Raw genomic sequence first — 335 nt, forward strand, 5'->3', positions numbered from 1 at the left:
CAAGGCTGGTGCATTACAAGCAGCTCAAATTAAGCGTGGAAAAGCACCACAGCCAGCAATTCAACGTAGCATCGCAAGCTCTAGCGTGCTTGCCAAAGTTATCTATGATAAATTTGCGCAATACTTACCTCTTTACCGTCAGGTAAAGGAATGGGAACGCTCTGGTCTAAACACAAATGATAAGAACCTGTCCAATTGGGTCATTCGTGCATCGCAGAATACACACTCAATCGAGTGAATGGACTGAAAGCCTTCTTGTATGATGGACGAATCGAAATAGATAATAATCCAGCTGAAAATGCCATCCGTCCAAATGTCATCGGTCGGAAAAACTG

The 335-nt window shown here is 43.6% G+C and carries 2 pseudogenes; both read left to right on the forward strand.

The features are described 5' to 3' along the window. Window positions 1-220 (forward strand): annotated as a pseudogene (locus AAHB12_RS31465) (IS66 family transposase); the annotation flags it as partial. A 23-nt stretch (window positions 221-243) separates the two neighbouring features. Then, window positions 244-335: pseudogene (locus AAHB12_RS31470) on the forward strand (IS66 family transposase); the annotation flags it as partial.

The sequence above is a fragment of the Bacillus sp. OTU530 genome, from assembly GCF_038440375.1.